Raw genomic sequence first — 19,920 nt, forward strand, 5'->3', positions numbered from 1 at the left:
CTACCCGGCCTCCGGCTTGGTGCCATCAGGCGCGAGGGCGCCTTCCTCGCGGGAGGGGTCGATGTCCATCGGGTGTTCGCTGTCCTGCGAGCTGGCCCGCCGTGCGAGGCGGGAGAAGCTTTCAAGCGACAGCATCACCGCGCCGACCACCGCGAGGAACACGCCAAGGTCGAACAGGGCGGCGGTGGCGAGTTCGAATTTCTCGAACGGGGGAATGCGCACATAGGTGAAGTCCGACGTGAGGAAGGGTTTTGCCACGAACCACGATCCGATCCCGGTGAACCCGGCGATCAGCACGCCCGCGCCGATGATCCCGTGATAGGGATAGCGCAGCCGCGCGGTGGCCCACGAGAACCCGCTGGCCATGTATTGCATCACCACCGCGATGGACACGATCAGGCCCGCGATGAACCCGCCACCCGGTTCGTTGTGGCCGCGCAGGAAGATGTAGAAACCCACCATCAGGACCACGGGCATCAGGACACGGGTGACCACGACCATCATCATCGGGTGCATGTCGCCCGCACGCGGCTGGTCGGGCACGCGGTTGAGAAGCCGCGCGCGGACGGGGCCGCGCAGCAGCGTTTCGGTCAGGGCGAAGATCAACAGCGCCGCGATGCCGAGCACGATGATCTCGCCATAGGTGTCGAAGCCCCGGAAATCGACGAGGATCACGTTAACCACGTTGGTGCCGCCGCCACCCTTGTACGAATTGGCGAGGTGGAACTCGGAAATCGGCGTGCCGACCGCATCGCGCAGGAGGTAGTGATAGGCCAGCGCGAAGGTCGCCAGCCCGCTGGCGACGGCGACGCTGGCATCGCGGACGCGGCGCAGCGTGGTGCTTTCGACGGGCGTGCGGTTGGGCAGGAAATTCAGCGCCAGCAACAGCAGGATGATCGTCACCACTTCGACCGTGAACTGGGTCATGGCGAGGTCCGGCGCGCTGAGATAGACGAACCCGATCGACACCATCAGCCCGACGATCCCGATGAAGATCAGGGACAAAAAGCGGTTGCGGTGCAGCAATACCAGCCCAAGCGACGCCGCGACCAGCATGGCCCAGCCGGCAATCGGCACCGGCCCGGCTGCCTGAACGGCACGCGTCGGCGTGCCGACGCTGCCCGTGATCCACGCATGGTAGCCGGCGGCGAGGATGGCGATGGCGCCGATCATCGCGTAGCGGGTGAAGGACCCGTTATGCAGCGTGAAGGTCAGCGCCCGCGCGGCAGAGACCGACGCCGCGACGATGGCGTCGAAGATCGTTTTCGCCTCGGGCCGCGGCATCGCGTCCCACAGCCGCAGCAGCGGGTTGAAGATCAGCATCAGGACAAGGCCGCCCAGAAGCGCGATCACCGAAAGGTAAAGCGCCGGGACAAGGCCGTGCCAGATCTTGATATAGGATTTCGGCACCTCGGCCTCGATACCGAGGACCGAGGCCGTCACCAGCTTGACGAAGGGTTCGGCAAGGAAGGGCGCCGTGCCGATCACGACGACGAGGACGGCAAGGATCGCGGGTGGCATCCACATGCCGGGATTGGGGTCGTGCGGTTTGGACGGGTAGTCGTCGCGCACGGGGCCAAGGAACGTGTGACCGACGAAGCGGAAGCAATAGGCGGCCGAGAAGAGCGACCCGATGGTCGCCAGAACCGGCACCAGCAGCGGGCTGTCGAACATGACGGTGCGCGTCATCTCTTCGAGCATCATCTCTTTCGACAGGAACCCGTTCAGGAACGGGATGCCCGCTATCGACAGCGCCCCGATGGTGGCGATGGTGAAGGTCACCGGCATCAGGTGCCGCAGGCCGCCTAGGCGACGGATGTCGCGGGTGTGCGCTTCGTGGTCGACGATGCCCGCCGACATGAAGAGCGCCGCCTTGAACGTCGCGTGGTTGAGGATATGGAACATTGCCGCCATCGCGCCAAAGGCGGTGCCGGTGCCCAGAAGCATCGTGATCAGGCCAAGCTGGCTGACGGTGGAGAAGGCCAGCAGCGCCTTAAGATCGTGCTTGAAGAGCGCGATCACGGCGCCGATCACCATGGTGATCAGTCCCGCCGAGGTCACGATCACGAACCATTCCGTCGTCCCGGCCAGTGCGGGCCACATGCGGGCCATCAGGAAGATGCCCGCTTTCACCATGGTTGCCGAGTGCAGGTAGGCCGATACCGGCGTCGGCGCGGCCATGGCGTGCGGCAGCCAGAAATGGAACGGGAACTGCGCCGACTTGGTAAAGCAGCCCAAGAGGATCAGGATCAGCGCCGGCAGGTATAGCGGGTCGGCCTGGATCAGGTCGCGGTTCTGCAGGATCACGCTGAGGTCATAGCTGCCGACGATCTGGCCGAGGATCAGCATGCCACCGATCATCGCAAGCCCGCCCATTCCGGTCACTGTCAGCGCCATCCGCGCGCCCTGCCGGCCTTCGGGCAGGTGTTTCCAGTATCCGATCAGCAGGAAGGACGACAGCGAGGTCAGCTCCCAGAAGACCAGCAACAGCAGGATGTTGTCGCTGAGGACAATGCCCACCATCGCGCCCTGGAACAGCAGCAGGTAGGTGAAGAATTCGCCCATGTTGTCGTCGCGGCTGAGGTAATGCCGCCCGTAGGCGATGATCAGCAGGCCGATGCCGAGGATCAGGAAGGCAAAGAAGAAGCCCAGCCCGTCGAGCATGAAGGTCGCGTCGAGGCCAAGCTCGGGCATCCACGCGATGCGCGCCTTGACGACCTCGCCCCGCAGGATGGCGGGCAGGTTCGTCAGAAGCCCCACGAAGGCCGACAGCGAGACCGTGAAGGTAACGCCTGCACAGGACGACCGCCCCGCAGCGTTCATCACGCCCGGAAGCAAAGCGCCGAGGAAGGGCAGAGCGACTATGAAGAACAGTGACACGGGCGGAGTTCTTATGTCTTTCGAAGGTCAATGCAAGCGGATGTGTGCCAGCCCGGGCCAGCAATTCCAAGGTGGCGCTTTGTTGCCGTTTTTCCAGACCGTTTGCGTCGGAAATCCGGAAGTGTTGCACCCGGACCCTTGCTCCGGTGCCCCGGTTCCCGGTTGCAAAGCGCGTCCTTTGCGTCCGGCACCGCCGTTCCGGCCACCGCGGGCCTTCCGCATGCGTCCGAAACGCAGTAGCTGGAAAGGGCCGTTCCAAGGCGCTGGCACGCGACAGACCGCAGGCGATCCGAAGACCCATGATCGATCTCAAAGACCTTCAATGCCTCGTGACGCTGGTGCAGCAGGAGCATTTCGCGCGGGCCGCCAAGAAATGCGCCTTGTCGCAACCGGCCTTTTCGATGCGCATCCGCAACCTCGAAGACCAGCTGGGCGCGCGGATCGTCAAGCGCGGCAATCGGTATCACGGGCTGACGGCGGAGGGGGAGCTGGTGCTGGACCATGCCCGCGCCATCCTTGATCGCGTGCGGACGCTGGAAGAGGGCGTGAGGGCGGCGCGGGGCGAGGTCGTGGGCGATCTTGTGTTGGGCGTCATACCTTCTGCCGCGCCGTTTGCCGGGCGCGTGGCAAGCCGGTTGCACCGGCAATATCCCGGTATCCGCCTGCGGTTGGAGACAGCAACGTCCTTTGCCGTGCAGCAGGGTGTCGATGACGGGCAGCTGGATGCAGGCTTTACCTATGTCGAGGGCACGCCCGCCGACATACACCAGATCGAAGCGGTCTATGACGAGGAATACGCGCTGCTGGTCGGGGACGCGTTGGCGCCGGAGGGTGCGACTGCGACATGGGAGGCGGCGGCGGGGCTGCCGCTGGTCCTGCTCAACCGGGACATGCAGAACCGCAGGATCCTTGACACGATCTTTCGCGAGGCGGGCGTGGCGCCGACCGTCATCGCGGAAACTGCCGGGTTCTCTGCCGCGATGGCCATGGTGATGGACGGGGCCGGCGCGACGGTGCTGCCGCGCCTTTTCATCGAGAACCTGTCGCTGCGGCCGGGCGTGCGGATCCTGCCGCTTGTCGATCCCGAGATCCGCAAGCCGGTGGCCCTGATCGTGTCGCGTCGGGCCCAAGCATTGCCGGTGATTGACGCGCTGCGCCGCGCGGTTGCGGATCAATAGGCGCAACTTATCGCATCTTTACGAATCGCGATTTGACGATTGGCTTTCCTGAATTCAGGATGCCGGTACAAGGGAGAATTGCGATGGCACCGCTCGACGATCAAAAAGGCGTCTGGAAACGCAAGGGCACGGGGAAATCCCGCAAGACGCCCAAGGGCCGGCAGGTCGACGACGGCGCGCTGGCCGAAGTCCGGGCGCTGCTGGGTGACCGCCCGCGTCGGCGCGATCTGCTGATCGAGCATCTGCACCTGATCCAGGATGCGCACGGGCACCTGTCCGCGCCCCACATCGCCGCGCTTGCCGACGAATTGCGGATGGCGCAGGCCGAGGTGTACGAGGTCGCGACCTTCTATGCCCATTTCGACGTGGTGCGCGATGGCGAGACGCCGCCGCCCGCGCTGACGATCCGGGTCTGCGACAGCCTGTCTTGCGAACTGGCGGGGGCCGAGGCGCTGCAAAAGGCGCTGGAGGATGGGCTGGATGCGTCCGAGGTGCGGGTGGTGCGCGCGCCCTGCATGGGGCGGTGCGATACCGCGCCGGTGCTGGAACTGGGCCACCATCACATCGACCACGCCACGCCGGAAAAGGTGCATGCCGCCCTCGCGGCGGGCCACACCCATGCCGACATCCCCGACTACGAAAGCTTCGACGCCTATCGCGCGGGCGGCGGGTACGAGGCGCTGACCAACCTCCGCGCCTCAGGCAACTGGGAAGAGGTGCAGGCGAAGGTGCTGGAAAGCGGGCTGCGCGGCCTTGGTGGCGCGGGCTTCCCGTCGGGCAAGAAGTGGGGGTTTGTCCGGGCCAATCCCGGCCCGCGCTACCTTGCCGTGAACGGGGACGAGGGCGAGCCGGGCACGTTCAAGGACCGCTATTACCTTGAACGCACGCCGCACCTGTTCCTTGAAGGCATGCTGATCGCCGCATGGGCGGTCGAGGCCGAGACGTGCTTTATCTACATGCGGGACGAATACCCCGCCGTCCTGAAGATCCTCGCGGACGAGATCGCTGCACTTGAAGCGGCTGGGATCGTGGAGCCGGGATATATCGACCTGCGCCGTGGCGCGGGCGCGTATATCTGCGGCGAGGAAAGCGCGATGATCGAGTCGATCGAAGGCAAGCGTGGCCTGCCGCGCCACCGCCCGCCTTTCGTCGCGCAGGTGGGTGTCTTCGACCGTCCCACGCTCGTCCACAATGTCGAAACGCTGCACTGGGTGGCCAAGGTCTGCCGCGAGGGGCCGGAATGCCTGAACGCGACTGAAAAGAACGGCCGCAAGGGGTTGCGGTCCTACTCGGTATCCGGGCGCGTGGCGAAACCGGGCGTCTTCCTGCTGCCGGCGGGGTCCACGATCCTCGACATCATCGAGGCGGCGGGCGGCATGGCCGATGGGCACACGTTCAAGGCCTACCAGCCGGGCGGCCCGTCCTCGGGCCTGTTGCCCGCGTCGATGGACGATGTGCCGCTGGATTTCGACACGCTGCAACCGCACGGCACCTTTATCGGCTCGGCGGCGGTGGTCGTCCTGTCGGACAAGGACAGCGCCCGCGACGCGGCGCTGAACATGCTGAAGTTCTTCGAGGATGAAAGCTGCGGCCAATGCACGCCCTGCCGGTCGGGGTGTGAGAAGGCTGTGAAGTTGATGCAGGCCGAAACGTGGGATCAGGACCTGCTGGAAGACCTGTGCACGGTGATGGCCGATGCCTCGATCTGCGGGCTGGGGCAGGCGGCGCCGAACCCCATACGCATGGTCATGAAACATTTCGGTGAGGAGATCTGAGATGAAGGATATCGTCGAGACCACCGTCACCTTCTCCCTCAACGGGAAAGACGTCACCGTGCCCGAAGGCACCACCATCTGGGAAGCGGCGAACGGTCGGGGCCTTGTGATCCCGCATCTCTGCCACAAACCCGAACCGGGATACCGCCCCGACGGCAACTGCCGCGCCTGCATGGTCGAGGTCGAGGGCGAGCGCACGCTGGTCGCCTCGTGCATCCGGCCCGTCGCGGACGGCATGGTCGTGAAGACCGACACCGACCGCGCCGAGAAATCCCGCGCGCTGGTGGTCGAGCTTTTGGCCGCCGACCAGCCCGCAAAGCCGCATGATGCGTCCTCGCATTTCTGGGACATGGCGGCGATGAACGATGTCAGCGAAAGCCGTTTCCCGGCGATCGAACAGGCGCGCGTGCCGCTGCTGGATGACAGCCACGTCGCGATGCGCGTGAACCTCGATGCCTGCATCCACTGCAACCTGTGCGTCCGCGCGTGCCGCGAGGTGCAGGTCAACGACGTGATCGGCATGGCGGGTCGCGGGCACGACGCCAAGATCGTGTTCGACCAGGACGACCCGATGGGCGCCAGCACCTGCGTCGCCTGCGGTGAATGCGTGCAAGCCTGCCCGACCGGCGCGCTGCTGCCCGCCACTGTCGCGGACACCACCAACGACACTAAGGATTTCGACGAGGAAGTCGAAAGCGTCTGCCCCTATTGCGGAGTTGGCTGCCAGCTGTCGTTCAAGGTCAAGGACGGCAAGATCAAGTATGTCGACGGCATCAACGGCCCCGCGAACGAGAACCGGCTGTGCGTCAAGGGGCGCTTCGGGTTCGACTATATCGCGCACCCGCACCGCCTGACGAAACCGCTGATCCGGCGGGACGATGCGCCCGCGAAGGGGTTGAACGTCGACCCGGCCAACATTCACACCCATTTCCGCGAGGCGACCTGGGATGAGGCGCTGGATGCCGCGGCCAACGGCATGAAAGGCCGCGGGCGCGAGATCGCGGGCTTCGGCTCGGCCAAGTGTTCGAACGAAGAGGCCTATCTCTTCCAGAAGATCATCCGGCAGGGGTTCGGCCACAACAACGTCGACCACTGCACGCGGCTGTGCCACGCCTCGTCGGTGGCCGCGCTGCTGGAAAACGTCGGATCGGGGGCCGTGACGGCCACGTTCAACGAGATCGAAAACGCCGACGTTGCCATCGTGATCGGGGCCAACCCGACGGAGAACCACCCCGTCGCGGCAACCTATTTCAAGCAGTTTACCAAGCGCGGCGGCAAGCTGATCGTCATGGACCCGCGCGGTCAGGGGCTGAAACGCCACGCTTCGCACATGTTGCAGTTCAAGCCCGGCGCGGACGTGTCGATGCTGAACGCGATCATGCACGTGATCGTCGATGAGGGCCTTTACGACCAGCAATACATCGAGGCCTTCACTGAGAACTGGCCCGCCATGAAGGCGCATCTGGCGGACTTCCCGCCCGAGAAGATGGCCGAGATCTGCGGCATCGACGCCGATACGCTGCGCGACGTGGCCCGCACTTTTGCCGGTGCCAAGGCGGCGATGATCTTCTGGGGCATGGGCGTCAGCCAGCACATCCACGGCACGGATAATTCGCGTTGCCTCATCAGCCTTGCGCTGATGACGGGGCAGGTGGGCCGTCCCGGCACGGGCCTGCACCCGCTGCGCGGTCAGAACAACGTGCAGGGCGCGTCCGATGCGGGCCTGATCCCGATGTTCCTGCCGGACTACAAGGACGTCACCGACGATGGCGTGCGGTCGGCCTTCACCGATGTGTGGAAGTCGGGCGATTTCTCGAACCAGAAGGGCCTGACCGTGGTCGAGATCATGCACGCGATCCACGATGGCGACATCAAGGGCATGTATATCCTGGGCGAGAACCCGGCCATGTCGGACCCGGACGTGCAGCATGCGCGCGACGCGCTGGCGATGCTGGATCACCTGGTGGTGCAGGACATCTTCCTGACCGAGACCGCGAACTATGCCGACGTGATCCTGCCCTCGTCGGCGTGGCCCGAGAAGACGGGCACGGTGACGAACACCAACCGTCAGGTCCAGATGGGCCGCCCCGCCGTGCCGCCCCCCGGTGACGCGAAAGAGGACTGGTGGATCGAGGTGGAGCTGGCCAAGCGCCTTGGCCTCGATTGGGACTACACGCATCCCAGCCAGATCTTCGCCGAGATGAAGCTGAACATGGGCAGCCTCGACAACATCACGTGGGAGCGGCTGGAACAGACGGCGGTGACCTATCCGTCGCTCAGCCCCGAGGATCCCGGCCAGCCGATCGTGTTCGGCGATGGCTTCCCGCGGCCCGAGGGGCGCGCGCGGTTTACGCCCGCGAACGTGATCCCGCCCGACGAGGTGCCGGATGCCGAGTACCCGCATGTCCTGATCACCGGACGGCAGCTGGAACACTGGCACACCGGGTCGATGACGCGGCGGGCCTCGGTCCTTGATGCGGTGGAGCCGGAGGCAAACTGTTCGCTGCATCCGCGCACCTTGCGCGATCTGGGCGTGAAGGCGGGCGATTACGTGCGCCTGACAACGCGGCGCGGGTCGATCACCATCATGGCGCGGGCCGACAGGGCGGTGGCCGAAGGCAACGTGTTCGTGCCCTTCGCCTATGTCGAGGCGGCGGCGAACATCCTCACCAACCCGTCGCTGGACCCCTACGGCAAGATCCCCGAGTTCAAGTTCTCGGCCGTTCGTATCGAAGCGGCAGAGGCGGTGGCCGCGGAGTAGGGGCTGGCATTTGAGCGGGGCAAGCGTCTTCAAAGACGCTTGCCGCCACGTTCCGAGGTCCTGCGACCTTCACCGCGTGGACCCTTTCCGTAGTGGGCCGGGACTCGCATTTTGAACTTGCCAAGTTGACAGTCTGATCCGGGGTTGGAACGGTCGCCATCGTTCGGATGTCGCTTTGGGATACCACATGCCATTTGTGATTTCTGGCAACGGAACTCGGTGAAACATTCGATTTTTTCTGAACTAGAGCAGCGCAGAGCGACTTGTCTCCACCGCTTTCTGGCCTATGGTATACCACATGCCGCGCGAGACGAAGTTATGAGTTCCGGGAACGAAGCCCAGATGAAGCTGCAGCCGATTGTCGTCAACCTGACGCTCAAGGACCATGTCTACGAGCGGCTCAAGGAGGCGATCACCAACCTCGATATCTATGCCGAGGACGCGCAGCTGAAACTTGACGAGCGTTCGCTTGCCGACCAGCTGGGCATCTCGCGCACGCCTCTCAGGGAGGCCATCGCGCGGCTTGAACGGGACGGGCTGTTGCAGGTGGTGCCGCGCAAGGGTGTTTTCATCGTCCGCAAGAGCCTTGACCAGATCCTCGACATGATCGTGGCCTGGGCCGCCCTCGAAAGCATGGCGGCCCGCCTTGCGACCGAAGCCGCCACCGATGACGAGATCGCCAGCCTGCGCGGGATCGCCACGAAATATGACGGTACCTCCGTCAGCGCGCGGCTTTCGGAATATTCCGACGACAACATCCGCTTTCACCAGCGCATCCTCGAAATCTCGCATTGCGGGCTGTTGAAGGAGATGGCCGACGGGCTGTTCCTGCACATGCAGGCGGTGCGCTTCCGCGCGATGCGGGAAGGCGACCGGGTGCAGCGTTCGGTCGTGGACCACGCGGGTATCATCGGCGCGATCGAGGCGCGGGATGCGGAGCTGTCCGCGCGCCTTGTCCGCGAACACACCATGCAGTTGCACGACCACGTCCGCCGCACCTGGGCGCGGCTCGCGCTTCCTGCGGGGTGAGCGGTGGTGCGGCGAAGGGATAAGCGAGTGCGAACGAACAATGGAACAACGGGGTTGCGGGGCTTGCCGATGCCGGTAGGCGCCAATGGAACACTGAAACTGGCCCCGGTCATGGCGCGAACAGCCGTGTGCCGACCGGGCAAAACCGGATTGGAGGAGCGGGCATGAAGGCTCTGGAAGGTATCAAGGTCCTCGATTTCACCCATGTTCAATCGGGCCCGACCTGCACGCAGTTGCTGGCGTGGTTCGGCGCGGACGTGATCAAGGTCGAACGACCCGGCGTGGGCGATGCCACGCGCAAGCAACTGGTGGACGTTCCGGGGGCCGACAGCCTCTATTTCACCATGCTGAACCACAACAAGCGGTCGATCGAGCTGAATTCCAAGAACGAAACGGGCAAGCAGGTCCTGACCCGGTTGATCGAGGAATGCGACGTAATGGTCGAGAATTTCGCGCCTGGCGCGCTCGACCGGATGGGGTTCACGTGGGAGCGGATACAGGAGATCAACCCGCGCATGATCCTCGCCTCGATCAAGGGGTTCGGACCGGGCAAGTACGAGGATTGCAAGGTCTATGAAAACGTCGCGCAATGTGCGGGCGGCGCGGCCTCGACCACCGGGTTCCGGGATGGGCCGCCGCTGGTGACCGGCGCGCAGATCGGCGATTCCGGCACCGGGCTGCACCTGTGCCTCGGCATCGTGACGGCGCTCTACCAGCGCGAAAGATCGGGACGCGGCCAGAAGGTGAGCGCCGCGATGCAGGATGGCGTTCTGAACCTGACCCGCGTGAAGCTGCGCGATCAGCAGCGCCTCGCCGCCGGGCCGCTGAAGGAATACAGCCAGTATGGCGAGGGCGTCCCGTTCGGGGAGGCAACCCCGCGCGCGGGCAACGATTCCGGCGGCGGGCAACCGGGCCGCATCCTCAAGTGCAAGGGGTGGGAGACCGATCCCGACGCATACACCTATTTCATCACGCAGGCCGCGGTCTGGGGCAACGTGTGTGACGTGATCGGCAAGCCGGAGTGGAAAGAGGCCGAGGGATACGCCACGCCGCCCGAACGGCTCGACAAGCTGAACGAGATTTTCGACGCGATCGAGGCATGGACCATGACCAAGACCAAGTTCGAGGTCATGGAAATCTGCAATCCTTTGAACATCCCTGTCGGCCCGATCCTGTCGATGAAGGAATTGATGGAGGACGAGGGCCTGCGCGCGACCGGGACAATCGTGGAATGCGACCACCCCGAGCGCGGGCGGTATGTCAGCGTCGGGTGCCCGATCAAGCTGTCGGACAGCCCGGTCGAGGTGGAGCGGTCCCCGCTTCTGGGGGAGCATACCGTCGAGGTGCTGAAGGACGTGCTGGGATATGACGGCGACGCCTTGCAAGAGGTCATCGGAAGCGGCGCTGTCGGCGACCCCAGGCCGCAGGCCGCCGAGTGACACTGGCAGGGTGGCCTTGCGCCACGCGCTGCACCAGCGACGAAACCCTTGAACCCCGAATACAGCCGCGCGGGCGGTTTGACTGAAAGGCACGCGACACATGCCCCGGAAAATCCTGATCCTCGGAGCCTCCTACGGTTCCCTTCTTGGCACCAAGTTGCTCATGGCCGGGCACGACGTGACGCTTGTCTGCCGCGCGCAGACCGCCGCGCTGTTCAATGCCGAAGGCTCGAAGGTGCGGATCAAGCTGCGCGGCGAGGATGCGCATCGCGAGTTCCACTCGCATGACCTTCCGGGCACGCTGGACGCCAAGGCACCCGATCAGGTCGATCCCGCCGGGTACGACATGGTCGCGCTGGCGATGTCCGAACCGCAATACGGACATGGCGACATCCGCGCGCTGATGGAGAGGATCGCGGCGGCCAGGAAACCGGCGGTGTCGATCATGAACATGCCGCCGCTGCCCTATCTGCAGCGGATCAGTGGGCTGGATGTCAGCGGTCTTGTGGGCGCGTTCAACAACACGTCTGGCTGGGAAGATTTCGCGCCGGGCCTTGTCACGTTGTGCAGCCCCGATCCGCAGGCGTTCCGCCCGCCCGAGGAAAAGCCGAACGTGCTGCATGTCGGCCTGCCGACGAATTTCAAATCGGCCCCGTTCGGGGACCCCGCCCACACCGCGATCCTGCGTGAGCTGGCCGACGACATCGATGCCGTCCGGGTCGATGGGCAGGAAGTTCCGGTCAAGCTGCGGGTCCACGACTCGCTGTTCGTGCCGTTCGCCAAGTGGGCCATGCTTCTGACCGGGAACTATCGCTGCGTTCTGCCGGACGGCGTGCAACCAATCCGCGACGCGGTGCTGTCGGATCGTGGCGCGTCGCAGGATGTCTACCAGACGGTCTGCAACATCGTGGACAGGCTGGGCGCCGACGCTGAAAGCCACGTCCCGTTCGAGAAATACGCCAAGGCGGCCGAGAACCTTTTGAAACCGTCCTCGGCGGCGCGTGCCATCGATGCCGGCGCCGACCGGATCGAACGCGTGGACCTTCTGGTGCAACTGGTCGGTCGGCAGGTCGGCATCACGCATCCCTTGATCGACCAGGTGGTGGACACCGTCAGCCGCCGGTTGGAGGCGAACGGGAAATCCTCCGCCTGATCCGCGAAATGCGCGGTGGCTCGAGCGCCGGCGCCGGGGTGCACCGGCACTTGCCGGATTCGGTTTGATAGGCCATGGTTTACGTGGAATTTCAATTGTCCGAGAATTACCGACCAGAATTCAATTATGCAGCGATTTCTGAAATCCGGGGAAAGTCACGCGCACGGGCGTAATTGCCGACAGGGCGCGGTGTGGAAATGCCAACCGGTTTCGCCACATGCTTTCGTTGCAAGACCAAATGACTTCTGGTTTCATCCCGTTCGAAGGACGGGTGCCCATGTCGATTAATCCTGATGCGCAAAAACGCGCAAGTGATCTCTTTACGGTCACGTATTGCGACACCAACGGGTGCGAGTGTGCAGGGAAGCGCGACGACGCGGACATGCCGTGCAAGGGCCAGCGCAAGACGCTGCCGAATTTCTACGCGCTCGATTACCGTGCGAGCCGCGTGAATTTCAACCTGCACCAGAAACGGGCGCATGAGCTGGCCGACCTGGTGGAACGAGAGCACGGTGACAAGCGCAAGACACTGAAGGTAGCCATCTGCGGTGGCGGTATCGGCGGCTTGACCTGCTTTATCGCGCTGCATGCGCTGGGGTTCGAAAACACCGAGATCTACGAGGGCGGTCAGCGGCTCCTGGGCCTGCACCTCGACTGTCATCACCGGCACAGCCATCCAAGCTACAACGACTGGCCCGAAGCCCTGCGTCACCTGTCGACGACCGATCATCCGATGATGAACTGGAGCGCGGGAAGCGCGCACGCGATCGCCGAGGACATGCTGGCCGACGAGGTCGTTGCCCAGATCACCAGCGAGAAAAAGGCCCTGATCCACTGCGAATCCCCGATCCGCTCCATCGCGCGGGTGCGCCGCAATGAAGAGGATCTCTGGCAAATCTCGCGCGACGGCGATCGGGACCGGCGGCTGGCCGACGTGGTGATCTATGCGCTGGGCTTCGGGCGCGAGCAATTGCTGGAGGGCTCGCGCGCGGACAGCTATTGGTGGGATGACAACCTAGAAAACTTCCAGCGCGAGATCTACCGCTTCAAGAAGCACAAGCTGATCGTCTGCGGCCTTGGCGACGGTGGGCTGATCGACGCGATCCGGATCGGGTTCGGCCCGGAACGAAGCGACATGGTCGGGCCGGGTTTGATCGCGGCTGGCCGTGAAGACGGATACCACGTCCCGCCGCGCCGGCCGGATTTCACCGACGAGGAAGACCTGAAATCCGACTGGGAAGCGAAGGTGCTGGCAGCATGCCGGCGCGCGCGTGCACCGGGCGACGAGTTGCTTGACGACCTCGCCTACATTCTGCGCGAGGCCGCGGCGGATCACCCGGCGCTCAAGCAGCGGCTGACTGCGCTGAAATCGCAGCAACACTCGTTGCGGGGCAACGGTGTGCTGCTGGTCGGTGACCGCGAGTTTCGCGGCGCCGAGAAGATGTCGATGATCAACGTCCTGCTGTTCGGCCTGCTGGCGGCGCGGCTTGATGGCGTGGAGGAGAACCCCGACAAGCGAGCCAAATTCGCCATCGGTAGTTACGATGAAGAGGCCGGGGTGATCCGACTGGAGGGCGACGACGGTGCGCCGTCCGAAGAGATCCCGCTCAAGACCAACCTCGTATTCCTTCGCGTCGGTCCCAAGGACGACATGAACGCCATTGTCGAACCGCTGAAGAACGCCACGCGGATCAAACGGCCCGACGACTACAATTTCCAGAGCATCCAGGACGAGCTGGACGGCACTGTCCGGCACAAGCTGATGCAGGGGCTCGGGCTGTTGCGCGATGGCGACGAGACGCTCGGTGCCGAGGCGGTCGAGTGGGATTACCGGCTGACCTGCATCCGCCGGTTCGCCGCGCGTCACCTTGACCAAGGCGCGCAGGTGTCGCTGCAGCGGTGTGCCGAAAACGGGTTCTGGGTCGAAATCGCGACGCCCGTATCGGAAGGCGGCGACAACAGGGGCGAGGTCGCGCAGAAAAACCGCGACGCGCTGATGGCGCTTGGCGGGTTCGACCGGCGCTTGTTCGGGGCGCCCGTGGCCTATGTCGATGCCGAGGCCGGAATGCCACGCTTCCGGGCCAATGCACGCACGCCCCGCGCGACAGGGGCCGGCGCATGAGCAAGGACGCGTTCGACACGGGTGGTCAAGGCGTCGTTCTGCGCCCCGGCATGCAGCTGGCATGGGGTGACAACCACGAATTCGCCGCGCCGGTCGTCAGGTTCTTCCACGATGACCACGGCTTCCTTCAGATCGTGACCACCTGCGCGGTGCCCTTGGGATGCGAGGTTTTCGCCGAGGCGGAAGATGGCGCGTTCGTCAGGGTCGGTCAAACGACCGAGCAGGTCTATCGCCACGAAGCCTACCGCCAGGTCAAAGTCGACCCGAATGTCCGTTGCGAAGACCCGTATGTCGAGGAACCGTTCCACGCGCGCACGCCGCGGATCGCTTCCCCGCTGCGGACCTTCCTGCACGAGGTCAGCGCGTCGATCGGGTTCCTTGCCGCCACCGACATCGCGGTCGAGGTGTCGATGCCGGGCAGCGATGGCCGGGATAGTGCCCGCACCTTCACCGCGTCCATCCTCCGATTTTACGAAACGGACAATGCGGGGCAACACGCGATCATCCTCGGTCAACACCTGATCGACGAGGCCCTGCGCACGGCAGGCATTGCCGTCGCGATCAACGAGGAAGAGGGATACGCCGTCCTCGCCCCGCCGATCGATATGACGGAATCGACGTTCGAGTATGAAGACGCCGCGCATGTCGCCGCTTACGCGGTCAGCGGCGCGTCGTTCGAAGACCCCGAAACGGGGCTATTGTTCTCGGACGGTACATCGGTTGCCGCGGAACCAACCGAAGAAGACATCGCCCTCACGATGCAAAACGCCATGGCGCGCAAGGCCGAGGATGACAGGCGGGAGGCGGCGGCATGACGAAGGGACGTCGCTTTGGCCTGATCCGCGAGGAACAATTCCACCAGTTGTTCCGCCGCAGCGCGTTTCTTGCGCGGGAATTTTTCGGGCAGATCGAAAGTCACCGGTTCTCGAACGAGAAAGTCGGCCGCAAGATCATCTACGTCTACGACACTTCGATCCTGACTGCGCTGACCGCGCCGTGGTCGGTGGGGCCTTTGCAGGGGCGTTCGCGGCACGGGCTGGGCCAATTGCTGCCGCGCATGTACCAGATCGCGACCGAATACGGCCTTGATGCGGAGGATCGCAAGGTCCTGCGCGTCCAGCGCGCTGCCGAAGATCGCCTTGCCATCCGCATCACCGAGCTTCTGGCAAATGCCGCGGTCGAAGGTGCCAACGCGGCGTGGAAGGATGGAGGGCGCAATTCCAGCCCGCCCTTGTGGCAGATGCGCGCGCATTTCGAGGAAACCAACCGGTTGCGCGACGCGATCAGGCATCGCGTCGATAGCCTGAAAGGCACTCAAAGGCTGCAGAACGAGGCGGATCGCCGGAACCACATGAAGAAGTTCGTGGAACTGGCGCTGAAAAGCTGGGCCAAGAACGGTGAGCGCCACAGCCTTCCCGACTTCCTCGACTACGTTGTCGACGAGATCATGACCCGCGAAGTGCTCAGCGGTTTCGGTGTCGCCCGTCAAAGCGCCAGCCTCAACGCGTTCGACCGCAAGTGTTTCAAGCTGGAGGACCTTGCGGATTACAACGTCGCCGGGCTCGAAACGCTGTTCGGCATGGAATATTCGCCGATGGAGCGCGAGGCTCACGCGTTCCTTGAACGGTACTGGCAAGAGCGGTTGCAGCGGAAGGTGCGGGCCAGCTCTACCGAGACGTGGCGCATCCAGCGCGATGCCGAGGCGCTGGCCGAACTGGCAATCGTGAACCGGCGTATTCTTGATCACGGGTTCGATCTGCGGGTTGTCCTTGTCACCGGCGACCGCAACCTCGTGGAGGCCAGTTACAACGGTTCGGACAAGATCGAAACCAGTCTCGACGATATCGTCGGGCGGTTTTACGGGGGTGGCGATTACTCGGAATTCCGGCGGCGCACGGAACTGTTGAACGAATTTTTCCTCAACGTCGCCGATGGCCAGGACGAGCGGAAGAACTGGTTCGACCGGTTCAGCCTGCATTACGTCCGGCACTTGCACGCCTTTGCCCATGACGAGATTGCCGAAGGTGTGCAGACCGCCAAGGTGTTCAGCTTCCTGTCCGGGCTGTTCGTCGACACCGCTGGACCCATCCTGCAGAAACGCCGGCTGCTGGAGGACATATCGCTTGGTCGCAAGACCGAGAAACCGCCCAGGAACTTCCGGGAAGAGTTCCTTGACGTGATCGAGAACTGGGACCGGCTGGCGCTGCGCAAGGTCAAACAGTCGCGGTTCTCGTCCTGGCATTCGCTGGATGAAACGTCGCAGGCGCATCTTGTCCAGATCATCTCGGACGACCTGAAGCGTTTGTCGGGCGGCGAAACCAGCGAACCGCTCGATTTCGAGGCGGCCGCGATCTGGATGATGGAATATGTCGACAGGACGCGCGATCGCACGATGCTGCATTTCTCGAACCTCGGCACGGAAATGCTGCAGGGCACGGGCGGGGGATGGATCGTCCGGAACCCGCCGGACCTGCAGTTTTCGAACCTGAAGAATACCAAGGCGATCTTCGACAAGCTGGCCAGCCGATACGGGTATGCCGGGGCGAAACAGGACGCGTTTCACAAGGATTTCGAGGCGATTTCCGACGACGTTCCAGAGGATCAGCGCGAAGACGGGCGGCTGGAATGCCATCTGCAGTTTCTTGCGCTGGGCGCGGCGTTCGCGGCGGCGGACAAGTGGTCGGTGGCGGAAAGCCACGCGCACCGGGCGCTGGCCATCCTTGACCGCGCCAAGGCGCATGACGTCATCCCCTCGATCCCGCCGATCCGTAACGACAAAGGCGAACTGGTCTGCAATTTCAGCGGGCGGGAGGCGCATTTCCTCAGCGCGGTGTGCAAGCGGATCCGGGCCGAGAACGACGCCGACCTCGACGAGGCGGAAATCGAGCTGAAAAAGGCTCTGGAGGCGTTCGACGAAGATCGCGACGCGAGCGAGCCGTTCATGGAAACCGGGCTTCTGGCCCTGCGGCATCTGGCCGAACGCATGTCGATCAGTCTGAGCCGGTATTACATCGCCCGCGCCAATTGCGACGCCGATGAATGCGTGAACGATACCGAGGAGAAGCATTGCGCAGACTGTGCCAAGGCGCGCGACGCACTGTTCGATGCGGCGGAGGAGCTTTATTCTGACCAAGCGGTAGAGCAGCTGACAACCGCCGGGCCGTCGCTGTCGGCGCTGTCGCTTGCGACGAACGCGGTCCAGTTGAGCGTGATCCGCGCCTACTGGATCCGCGAGACGGACGGGGATGTGGGCGAAGCCGGCAAGTGGATGTCTGATGCTGCGTTGCTGGCGGCGCTGGGCATGCTCGACCGCATCCGCGCGGAGCGGAAGTTCATCTTCAACGAGACGTCCCGCGCATACGAGGCGCTGGGCCGGTACATCGCCCATGCCCGCGGTCTGGAGGTGGCCGAACCGCCGACAGCCGAGGGTGTGATCGCCGTGATCGCGGACCTGAACAACCACATGATCGCCACCTACGATCCGTGGCGGTTCCGCCGTATCCGCAAGTTCCTGCAGGGTGAAAGAAAGCTTGTGGAGACGACATGACCGCAAGCGCCCAGACCGATCAGGAGGATGGCGGCCCCGTCCCCTTCGGCGACAGGCCGGAAAGCCCCGCACCCTACCTGAAGCTCAGCCCCCTCTTGGCGCTGGGGCAGTCGCTGGTCTGGCTGCTGTGGCATCTCAGCCTGATCGAATACTGGAAGGCGGCGTGGATCGCGTTCGGCCGCGACCGCGCGGGCCGTTACCTTGCGCGGTCGGTGGCGATCGACAGCTTCATGGGGCTGAAGTGGCTGGCGCTGATCCTGCTGGTGTGGTTCGGCGTCGAGGCCCAGTGGGGCCGCTGGGGCGTCAGTTACCTGATCGGGTCCGCGCTGTTCAGTTACTTCTATTACCACGTCTGGCGGGCGCCTCCAAAATCGGACAGCCATGCCTTCCAGCTGCGCCGCACCATGACCTTCCTGCTGTCGTTCTTCTTCGGCATCGCCGGATACGCCTATATCCTGTTCTTCGGATACCGCGACGCGATCACGTGGCCCGGCAGCACTCCGACCTATACCGACGCCTTGCTGATGAGCCTGTCGAACGCCTTCACCGCGAGTTTCGCCGATTTCCCGGTCACCGACGACGCGGTCCGGCGCATACTGGCGGGTGAGGTCCTGTTCGTGTTCGCGTTCCTCGTGATCATCGTCGTCAACAGCGTGCCATCGCGGAACTAGACCTTGCTGCCGGTCTTGCCCGGCCATCGCTTTGCGCACTTTTCTTCATTCTCAAGCGGCTGCAATCGTTTGTATTTTCCGCGCAGATGCGAGGCGCGTCGGGGATCCGCCGCTCACTTGACAGCAGAAAGCATGTAAACCTAGCTGGTGCGTGCAGCATCGGAAGGACGCGGGGCAGATGGGAACCGACCTGACTGAAATGGCCGACCATCCGATAGGGACGGCATGACATCCATGCGCGCGGCATACCTTGTCGAACCGGGCCGGTTCGACCTGCGCGAGGTTGCGGTTCCCGCCGTCGGGCGGGACGAGGTTCTGGTCAGGATCGCCCGCACGGGCATCTGCGGGACCGATATCCACATCTTCCACGGCAGGTATTCCGCCGAATTCCTGCCCCTGGTACCGGGGCACGAATTCACCGGCCATGTCGCTGCGATCGGGCGCGACGTGCAGGGGCTGGAAGAGGGGCAGCCGGTCGTGGTCGACACCAATATCGGCTGCGGGCGCTGCTATTGGTGCCGCCGGAACGAGATCCTGAACTGCCCGGACATGCGGCAGATGGGCATCCATTGCGACGGCGGGTTCGCCGATTACATCGCTGTGCCGGCGCGGCTGGTCATCCCGGCCTCGCCCGACGTGCCGACCGAGGTTCTGGCGCTGACCGAACCGCTTGCCTGCGTCGTGCGCGCGGCGCGCAAGGCGCGGGTGACCTTCGGGCAGTCGGCGGTCGTCATGGGCGCGGGGCCGATCGGCAACCTGCATGTCCAGTTGCTGCGCACCATCGGCGCCGCCCCGATCATTGCATCCGACGTTAACGCCAACCGGCGCGACATGGCGTTCGCCTGCGGGGCCGACGCCGTGGCCGCGCCCGAGGACCTCGCCGATGTTGTGCGGGACATGACCGATGGTCGCGGGGCGGACATCGTCATCGAAAGCGTGGGCCTGCCGCAGCTTTATGCGGAGGCGCAGCGCCTGATGCGCACGGGCGGGCATCTGGCGGCCTTCGGCATCACCGGTCCGGACGAGACGCTGTCGCTCGATATCCTGACGACGATCCTGCGGGAAAACTCGGTCAAGGGATCGGTCGCGGGCATGGGCGAGGACATGCACGATGCGCTCACCCTGCTGACCCACGGGCGCATCGATACCGGCCCGTTCACCGGTGCCGAGTACCCGCTTGATCGCATCCAGGAGGCGTTCGAGACGTTCGCGGACCGGCCGCAGGACCTCAAGACCCAGATCGTCATGTCCGGACCCTAATAATCCTGAGACAGGGCCGTGCACGTCCGGGCGGAGCGGTCCCGTGCCCGACAGGCGCGCAAAAAAGGGCGGGCACCAAGCCCGCCCTTGTTCGGATCGCCGGGG

Annotated in this window: 12 protein-coding genes; 11 read left to right on the forward strand and 1 reads right to left on the reverse strand. The window is 64.3% G+C overall.

Going from position 1 to position 19,920, the window contains the following annotated elements:
• On the reverse strand, positions 1-2,880 hold the full coding sequence (locus ATO11_RS03855; protein WP_050529526.1) for a monovalent cation/H+ antiporter subunit A: 2,880 nt from the start codon (positions 2,878-2,880) through the stop codon (positions 1-3).
• A 299-nt stretch (positions 2,881-3,179) separates the two neighbouring features.
• Between ATO11_RS03855 and ATO11_RS03860 the strand changes: the two genes are divergently transcribed.
• The 11 genes from ATO11_RS03860 to ATO11_RS03910 all read left to right on the forward strand — a co-directional run bounded on the left by ATO11_RS03860 (position 3,180) and on the right by ATO11_RS03910 (position 19,815).
• On the forward strand, positions 3,180-4,058 hold the full coding sequence (locus tag ATO11_RS03860) for a LysR family transcriptional regulator (protein WP_050529527.1): 879 nt from the start codon (positions 3,180-3,182) through the stop codon (positions 4,056-4,058).
• 83 nt (positions 4,059-4,141) lie between these two features.
• Complete coding sequence (locus tag ATO11_RS03865) at positions 4,142-5,833, forward strand: NAD(P)H-dependent oxidoreductase subunit E (protein WP_050529528.1); 1,692 nt, start codon at positions 4,142-4,144, stop codon at positions 5,831-5,833.
• A 1-nt stretch (position 5,834) separates the two neighbouring features.
• The gene (fdhF, locus tag ATO11_RS03870) at positions 5,835-8,594 is read left to right on the forward strand and encodes a formate dehydrogenase subunit alpha (protein WP_050529529.1); all 2,760 of its coding nucleotides are present in this window, start codon (positions 5,835-5,837) and stop codon (positions 8,592-8,594) included.
• A gap of 318 nt (positions 8,595-8,912) precedes the next feature.
• A complete protein-coding gene (locus tag ATO11_RS03875; RefSeq protein ID WP_242601346.1) occupies positions 8,913-9,623 on the forward strand; it encodes a GntR family transcriptional regulator in 711 nt (236 codons plus the stop codon).
• A gap of 164 nt (positions 9,624-9,787) precedes the next feature.
• Complete coding sequence (gene frc, locus ATO11_RS03880; protein ID WP_050529530.1) at positions 9,788-11,062, forward strand: formyl-CoA transferase; 1,275 nt, start codon at positions 9,788-9,790, stop codon at positions 11,060-11,062.
• A gap of 100 nt (positions 11,063-11,162) precedes the next feature.
• Positions 11,163-12,215 carry a ketopantoate reductase family protein gene (locus ATO11_RS03885; protein ID WP_050529531.1) on the forward strand — a complete coding sequence of 351 codons (1,053 nt, stop codon included), beginning with the start codon at positions 11,163-11,165 and terminating at the stop codon, positions 12,213-12,215.
• Between the two features lie 277 nt (positions 12,216-12,492).
• Positions 12,493-14,337 (forward strand): hypothetical protein, encoded by a 1,845-nt coding sequence (locus ATO11_RS03890; RefSeq protein ID WP_134643058.1) that lies wholly within the window; start codon positions 12,493-12,495, stop codon positions 14,335-14,337.
• Positions 14,334-15,152, forward strand: a complete 819-nt coding sequence (locus ATO11_RS03895; protein ID WP_050529533.1) for a hypothetical protein — start codon at positions 14,334-14,336, stop codon at positions 15,150-15,152. The genes ATO11_RS03890 and ATO11_RS03895 overlap by 4 nt, the downstream gene beginning before the upstream one ends.
• Complete coding sequence (locus ATO11_RS03900; protein ID WP_050529534.1) at positions 15,149-17,884, forward strand: hypothetical protein; 2,736 nt, start codon at positions 15,149-15,151, stop codon at positions 17,882-17,884. Before ATO11_RS03895 ends, ATO11_RS03900 begins: the two co-directional genes overlap by 4 nt.
• Complete coding sequence (locus ATO11_RS03905) at positions 17,881-18,555, forward strand: hypothetical protein (RefSeq protein ID WP_050529535.1); 675 nt, start codon at positions 17,881-17,883, stop codon at positions 18,553-18,555. The genes ATO11_RS03900 and ATO11_RS03905 overlap by 4 nt, the downstream gene beginning before the upstream one ends.
• Before the next feature lie 234 nt (positions 18,556-18,789).
• Entirely contained in the window at positions 18,790-19,815 is a 1,026-nt protein-coding gene (locus ATO11_RS03910; protein ID WP_242601347.1) for a zinc-dependent alcohol dehydrogenase, read from the forward strand.
• Positions 19,816-19,920 lie beyond the last annotated feature (105 nt).

The sequence above is a fragment of the Pseudaestuariivita atlantica genome (genome assembly GCF_001205715.1).
GTDB classification, from domain to species: Bacteria; Pseudomonadota; Alphaproteobacteria; order Rhodobacterales; family Rhodobacteraceae; genus Pseudaestuariivita; species Pseudaestuariivita atlantica.

Bases quoted from the DNA above. Each gene is read 5' to 3' on its own strand.
- ATO11_RS03885 (WP_050529531.1), top strand. From the start codon at position 11,163: ATGCCCCGGAAAATCCTGATCCTCGGAGCCTCCTACGGTTCCCTTCTT.
- ATO11_RS03905 (WP_050529535.1), top strand. From the start codon at position 17,881: ATGACCGCAAGCGCCCAGACCGATCAGGAGGATGGCGGCCCCGTCCCC.
- fdhF (WP_050529529.1), top strand. From the start codon at position 5,835: ATGAAGGATATCGTCGAGACCACCGTCACCTTCTCCCTCAACGGGAAA.
- ATO11_RS03875 (WP_242601346.1), top strand. From the start codon at position 8,913: ATGAGTTCCGGGAACGAAGCCCAGATGAAGCTGCAGCCGATTGTCGTC.
- ATO11_RS03865 (WP_050529528.1), top strand. From the start codon at position 4,142: ATGGCACCGCTCGACGATCAAAAAGGCGTCTGGAAACGCAAGGGCACG.
- ATO11_RS03890 (WP_134643058.1), top strand. From the start codon at position 12,493: ATGTCGATTAATCCTGATGCGCAAAAACGCGCAAGTGATCTCTTTACG.
- frc (WP_050529530.1), top strand. From the start codon at position 9,788: ATGAAGGCTCTGGAAGGTATCAAGGTCCTCGATTTCACCCATGTTCAA.
- ATO11_RS03895 (WP_050529533.1), top strand. From the start codon at position 14,334: ATGAGCAAGGACGCGTTCGACACGGGTGGTCAAGGCGTCGTTCTGCGC.
- ATO11_RS03900 (WP_050529534.1), top strand. From the start codon at position 15,149: ATGACGAAGGGACGTCGCTTTGGCCTGATCCGCGAGGAACAATTCCAC.
- ATO11_RS03860 (WP_050529527.1), top strand. From the start codon at position 3,180: ATGATCGATCTCAAAGACCTTCAATGCCTCGTGACGCTGGTGCAGCAG.
- ATO11_RS03910 (WP_242601347.1), top strand. From the start codon at position 18,790: ATGCGCGCGGCATACCTTGTCGAACCGGGCCGGTTCGACCTGCGCGAG.